Below are 6,391 nucleotides of genomic sequence, written 5' to 3'. Positions count from 1 at the left end.
TACAGGCAAATTTATAACTTCAATTATCATATTCCCAAACACATCCTTGTTTTTAATTTTTTCTATTTTACAAAAACACCGAGACAACAGGGTGTCGTTAAAAATGCAAAGCATTTTTTCAATTAGTAATTAGAAATTATCAATTAGTAATTTCGGTGTCCTTCGGACGAAAATCAAATATAGATTCTAAATCAAGTTTAAAATGACAACAAATATGGCTTATAAAATAAAAAATCCTCGAAAGGTTATCGCGGATTTTTTGATTTGATATAGTTTTTGAAGATAGAGTCACGTTATAAATAAATGCCATTCACATACTTTTTATAGGTTCTTTTGTATTTATATGATTATCTAATTTTCTTTTTATTTCTTCTACTATATTTTCTTTTCCTATATTATTATCTGTTATTTCTATTTCATAAATTGGCTTTTCATTATCATTACCATAATCATATATGTTATTATCATATTTGCTACCAAATTTAAAACTAAATCCTTTATATTTGAAATATACAAACCATCCATAAAAAAAATATTTTATTTTATCATCATTTGTTTCTAACACTTTAGTCTTTTTAAATTCATCTTCTTTGTTTTTTTCTATATCAATAAATTTAAAATCAAAATCTTCATAAAGTTTATTTAATAATTTTTGTCTATTTAAGTTAAGATTAATTCCATAAGTAACATTTTTTGGATACAATAAATCTATTTCTATAAATCTATGCATATCAAAATGCTTATTTTTTATTAAATTATCTATTAGATTTGTATTACATAAATAGTATTGAATTGTATTTTTATCTATACTTTTTCTTTTTTCTTCATCTATTTCTAAATCATCTATAAGCATTTTATGAATAGGCAATGATAATCGTTTTTCTATCAAATAGTTATATTTCCATGACGGTTTTGTAGAGTTAGCATTTTTTATATTATTAAGAATAAAAGTAAAATCATTAAATATCTCTTTGTTTTCATAACATGTCCAATAAATAAAGTTTTTCCAAAACTCAGGACTAAAATCATTTTTTTTGTCAAAATATTTCTTAACTTGTTCATTCTTCTTATCAAAAAAATCCCAGTTTATATTTCCTTTTTCATCTCGAAATAAAAATCTAATTGTTCCACGAAAAAAACTAAATTGTTCTGCCTCAATTATTTTCTTTTCCCATTTCTCATCATTGCAAATTCGTTTAGCTTTTTCACATTCTTCCTTAAATCTTTCGTCTAATGAAGAATTTTCAAATTTATAATTATTTAATTGTTCCTTTAAATACTCATATATTGATATTTTACTATTTTCAGATTGCCATTTAGCAAAAACTTCATTTATTTTTTCTATTACATTCATAACCTGATCTTCAGTTCTAAAACTTACATCATCTGCTAAGTTCCAAACAAATCTTAACCATCTTTTAAATTCTTTTTTCCACTCTTCTTTTGTGTCTTCTGAAAATTTAAAATTTGTTAAAAATTTTATAATACCAAAGAAAACCATTCTTTGTCTTTGTGTAATTCTTATAACTTTTTGTTCATTATTTTTGAAATTTTCTTTATATCTTGGAATAAAAGAAAAATCTCCTTGTTTTTCATCATCCACTTCTTCATTTATTTTTTCATTATTTTTGAAAGGATATTCTACAATAGTTTCAAAATCTTCTATTTTGTTATAAATATCAAATATTTTCTGTAATTTTTCCAATGTATCTTTATCTATGATATTCTCATAAATATCAAAAGAAGTGTATTCTATAATATCTTTCTTATCTATAACACATAAATTCAAAAATTTTTTATATTCATCTTTTTCTTCTAATTTCTTTTCATTTTGTTCTTTTAATTTCTTTTCAATATACATAACAAAAAAATATCTATTTAGAAATGTAAAGAATATATCATCTATTTCGTTTGTTCTTTCTTCTCTGTTTTTCCAAAAAATATCTGTCCAATTTGTATCCAAATTCTTTGATATTTCATTTATGTCTATATTATTTTTATTTTTTAAATGATTTATTAAATCTGCTTTAAAATTTTCAAAATTTGTCAAAGGTTTAAATCTTGCATTCATTTTTATATATAAATCATCAGAAAGTCCAAAGTTTTTCATATCATAAAAAATAAAAGAAATTTTATTATCTTTTGTTAATACTTCCCATAATTCTTTATACAAAACTTGTTCTTTTGTTAAAACTTGTTCTATAGTATCCAATGTTCTTAACATTGAATTAATTGTAGGATCTTGTTTCCAAATATTGTAAAACCATGTTTGTTTTTCAATTGTATCAGATATTTTCTTTTCTTCATCATTGTTAAATTTTAATTCTTGTTCAGACATTTCTTTACAAAATTCTCTCGAAGAAACTCTTGTTTCATAAGTAAAATTAATAAAAATATCTTTATTATTTCTTAAATTTTCACTTTTATATGCAATATACCAATGTAATAGCCATAAAGTTGTTAATCGTTGTTGTCCATCTAAAGGGATAAATTTATTGCTTTCGTTAGAACCATAAACAAAATCTAATTCTAAAGATTTTTCTTCTTTATTAATTAATACTTTTACTAACTCTTTTATAAATCTTTCTCTTAAATGTTCTTTCCCTTCTCGTCCTTGAGCATAATCTCTTTGTATTATTGGTATTTCTATTTTATTTTCTTTTAAAATTTCCCAAAAAGTTGTTTTTTTCATTTATCCTCTTGTAAAAATTCTTTTAATGTTTCTTCTATATTTTCTTTATAATTTTTAGCATCTTCTTTAGTCCATTTTGTTAAATTATTAGGTTGTAGAGTGTAGTATTTAAAAAATACATTTTTTGTGCATAACGGGACAAAACAAAAAGCTTTATCTTTTTCTTCCTTATTTTCAATATATTCAATTGTATTATCTTTAAAAATATATTTTATACCTTGATCTTTACCGATAATAATTCTTCTTTTTGATGCAAAGATATCGTTTCCATAACTTCTGTTTGTACTACTATCTAATAAAACAAAATTCCAAATTTTATTTTTATCATCTTCTTCAATATCATTATCATCACTTTCTATCTCACTTTTCAGTTTATTAAATTCTTTCAAATTTATCTCTTTTTTATTATTTAGCATTTCTTTGATTTCGTTCGAAAGTTTATCTTTATTATTTATTCCAAATGCTGCCCAAACTAAATATTCCCTTTTTGTCTTATCGTCATCAAAATCATTATCAGTATATGAACAAATATGTTCTACATCCCAATCTTCTTTTTTATATAAATGAAAAGGAAATTTATAAAATACGGATTGTTTATATTTATCTTTATTTTTTAAATTTTTATTTTGAATTATAATCGTTTGTATATTATGCAATAATAATAATGGTATACTATTTCTTTTATTTTCAATTGTGTATTGTTCATCTAATTTATCTTTAATTGCCTCTAATTTATCAATTTTTACAATATTTTTTATCAAATCTTTTAATTCTCTAATAAAAGTATCTTTATCACTAGAAGAATTCCATTTTTTTAATAAATCATTTAATGATATTTCTTTTTGTTTTTTATTGCTTTCTATTTGTGTTTCCAAAATATATCCAATATAGTGATACAGTTCTAAATCATTAAACCATTCATAGAAAATATCAAAAATCTTTTTTACTTCTTTCCAACAATTATAAAGCATTTCTTCTTTGTTTGTTTTGAAGTAATTATAAAAATAACGAAATGTTCTATATTCATCATCATTTACACATTCTATATTTTTTCCCTCTTTTTGTTCTTTATATAGTTTTAATATATCTTCTTCAAATATTAAATCAAAAATCATATCTATTCTAGTAGGGTTTGAGGATTCTTTATTGTTTAAAAAGAACCAAAATTCATCATTTTGTAAAGTACACTCTATATTATCCCACTGAGAAGCAATTTCTTTTTGTTTATTTATAATATTGTCATCATTTTTAAAATTTTTTCTATTTAACAACAAAGCTTTTATCAGTTCCGAATTTGTTAATGAAATTTTTCCTATATTTAATCTGTTAAAAATTTCGATAGAATTGCTTTCTGAAGGGATTTCATACCAAATGAATTTAACCTTTTCTAATAAATTATCTTTAAATTTTTCTTTATACTCTTTATCTTTATACTCTTTATCTTTCTCTTTAAACCAATCTTCAATTGTTTTATAAGTTGTGTAAATATGATAAAAATCAATATTTTCTTTAAAATTTTTTTCTGTTTCTATAGAAGAAATATTTTCTATAAATGTTTTACTATTTTTTCTTGTTTTATATTCAATATTATAAAATTTTTCATGTTTTAAATATGATAATAGTATATGAATCGTAGTAAGTCTTTGTTGTCCGTCAATAACTTCCCACTTGCAATTTGATTCTATCAAGTCCTTTACTTTTTTAAAAACATTAGGTCTTTGAACATTATGAATTTTTTCTATAAAAGAATCTTCTTCTACTATTTTTTTGATTACCAAAGGTTGAATACAATAAAAATCACCACTATTGCTTTCCTTTTTAAATTCATCTATATCATTTAACAAATCTTGAACATGTTTAGGTGTCCATCTATATCCTCTTTGATAATCAGGAATAAAAAAGCTATAATTATAATGTGTTAATTCTTCTACAGATTTCAATTCTATATTATTACTTTCTTCCATAAATACTCCAAATATATTTTTTTATATTATATCAAATTCATATATGTCTTCAGTAAATTCGCCGGTTGAATTATTAAATTTACACTCGATAGTTTGAGTTTGATTTGTATGAGAATCTATTGTTAATTTAACAATATCTCTTTCCATAATAATGACAGTATCACTTGCCTTTTTTACAAATTCTTCTTCTTTTTTTGCAGTTTCTTTATATGTTGGCGGATAATATAACTGTTCATATGTCGTTAATATAGAACAATTAAGATTTGTTGAAATTTCTTTTAATTTTTCCATAATTTTATCCGTATTCATTTCTAAAAACAAATATGTTAAAGAATCTATTATTAACAAATCTATTTTTTTATCTGCTATTTTGGATAAATCGTCTAAGAAATTTTGACCATTGCTTATATATATTTTTGATTTTTCTATCATATCACTTGCATTTTTTATCTTCTTATTATTAAAATCAACAAAAATTTTCATATTGAAATCTGCAAGATCTATATTTGTAATAAGAGATATTAAATGATAGCGAAAATTTTCTTTCTTTTCTTTTGTACAAACTATAGCAACAGATTTATTATTGTCTATTGCTAAATTTTTGACAATGTTTGCAACAAAACTGGTTTTATCGAAACTATATTTTCCTATAATTGTTATAATTTCTTTTTTGTCTTTTTCTAAAAATCCATTTATTAAATTTTTTATTTTATTCATTTTTAATTCCTTTTTTTAATTTTTTATTTGATTTGTTTTTGTTATGTTTATTACATCCGAAATGCTGTTTTTCATTGTGTTATACGGGCAAGTTTTACAATGTGATTCTTCTTCAAATTTAAAATCTTTAAATGCCTTTTGCACAACATCTGCAGTAAAAGAGCTGTTCGTAAATTTAATAAAAGCAGATATTCTATATAAAGCACTAAATAAATCTATACTGTTAGTTTTTATTTGCTTAGCTATAAAAGCTATACAATCTTCGGGGATTTCTATTTGTTCCTCTTTGGCTTTCTTTTTCAATAGTTCAATTCTTGTTTCAAGTTTTTTAATATCACAACATTTTGAACAAATTTTATTAGCAAAGTTTAAAACACTTGTTAAATTTTTTACTATTTCTAAACATTCCGTTTCTTTTATTTTAAAAATTTTATACATTTTTCCCTCCGATATTTTTTATTCTCATTTATTATTTTCATTACTGATTTCGGAATATATATTTAATAAATGTTGCAAATCTTTTAAAGCCCGCTTGTTATCTTGCCCGATATCAAAAATACACCATTTAAAATACAATGAAATCTCAAGAGGAATGTCGTCATATTTCATATTTTCCCAATTATTAACATTGCCCTGTTTATATGTTTTTAGTATTTTGTAAAATTTGTTTAATTCTTCTTGGTTAATATCTTTTTTTCTGTTTTCTACTGCCAATTCTATTGCTTTCATAAGGTCATCAATGGCTTCTTTATTCAAACCAGTTTTTAGTTTGGTTAACCCTCTATGCCCGTAACCGTTACTTTTCCTTTTATTGTCATTAGAATGTTCTATATACATAGTAAAATTTTCAATTGCTTCGTTGTATTTTTTTAATCTTTTGTTTAAAAGCCCCATTAGAAAATAGCCGTATTCGTTATGTTCTTTGTTTATTACTTCGTTATAAATATTTTGTGCCTTATCATATTTTTCTTTAAGAAAATAGTTATATCCTGTATACCAATGTAAATTTTCTTCTTTT

At 22.4% G+C, this 6,391-nt stretch carries 5 protein-coding genes; all 5 read right to left on the bottom strand.

Annotation, left to right across the window (positions count from 1 at the left end; genetic code table 11):
* Positions 1–310: 310 nt before the first annotated feature.
* Positions 311–2,692 (bottom strand): DUF262 domain-containing protein, encoded by a 2,382-nt coding sequence (locus tag ACMUOV_RS04450; RefSeq protein WP_413853910.1) that lies wholly within the window; start codon positions 2,690–2,692, stop codon positions 311–313.
* Entirely contained in the window at positions 2,689–4,656 is a 1,968-nt protein-coding gene (locus ACMUOV_RS04445) for a DUF262 domain-containing protein (RefSeq protein WP_413853909.1), read from the bottom strand. The genes ACMUOV_RS04450 and ACMUOV_RS04445 overlap by 4 nt, the downstream gene beginning before the upstream one ends.
* A gap of 21 nt (positions 4,657–4,677) precedes the next feature.
* Positions 4,678–5,373 carry a DnaB-like helicase C-terminal domain-containing protein gene (locus ACMUOV_RS04440; RefSeq protein ID WP_413853908.1) on the bottom strand — a complete coding sequence of 232 codons (696 nt, stop codon included), beginning with the start codon at positions 5,371–5,373 and terminating at the stop codon, positions 4,678–4,680.
* 15 nt (positions 5,374–5,388) lie between these two features.
* Positions 5,389–5,811 (bottom strand): hypothetical protein, encoded by a 423-nt coding sequence (locus ACMUOV_RS04435; RefSeq protein WP_413853907.1) that lies wholly within the window; start codon positions 5,809–5,811, stop codon positions 5,389–5,391.
* A 24-nt stretch (positions 5,812–5,835) separates the two neighbouring features.
* Positions 5,836–6,391 (bottom strand): tetratricopeptide repeat protein (locus tag ACMUOV_RS04430; RefSeq protein ID WP_413853906.1); only part of this gene is annotated, 556 nt, incomplete at its 5' end.

Origin of the sequence: Candidatus Ruminimicrobium bovinum (assembly GCF_902760015.1) — a bacterium.
GTDB classification, from domain to species: domain Bacteria; phylum Elusimicrobiota; class Endomicrobiia; order Endomicrobiales; family Endomicrobiaceae; genus Ruminimicrobium; species Ruminimicrobium bovinum.
The sequence above is the reverse complement of the archived record's forward strand: the minus strand, read 5'-3'. Positions and strand labels throughout refer to the sequence as shown.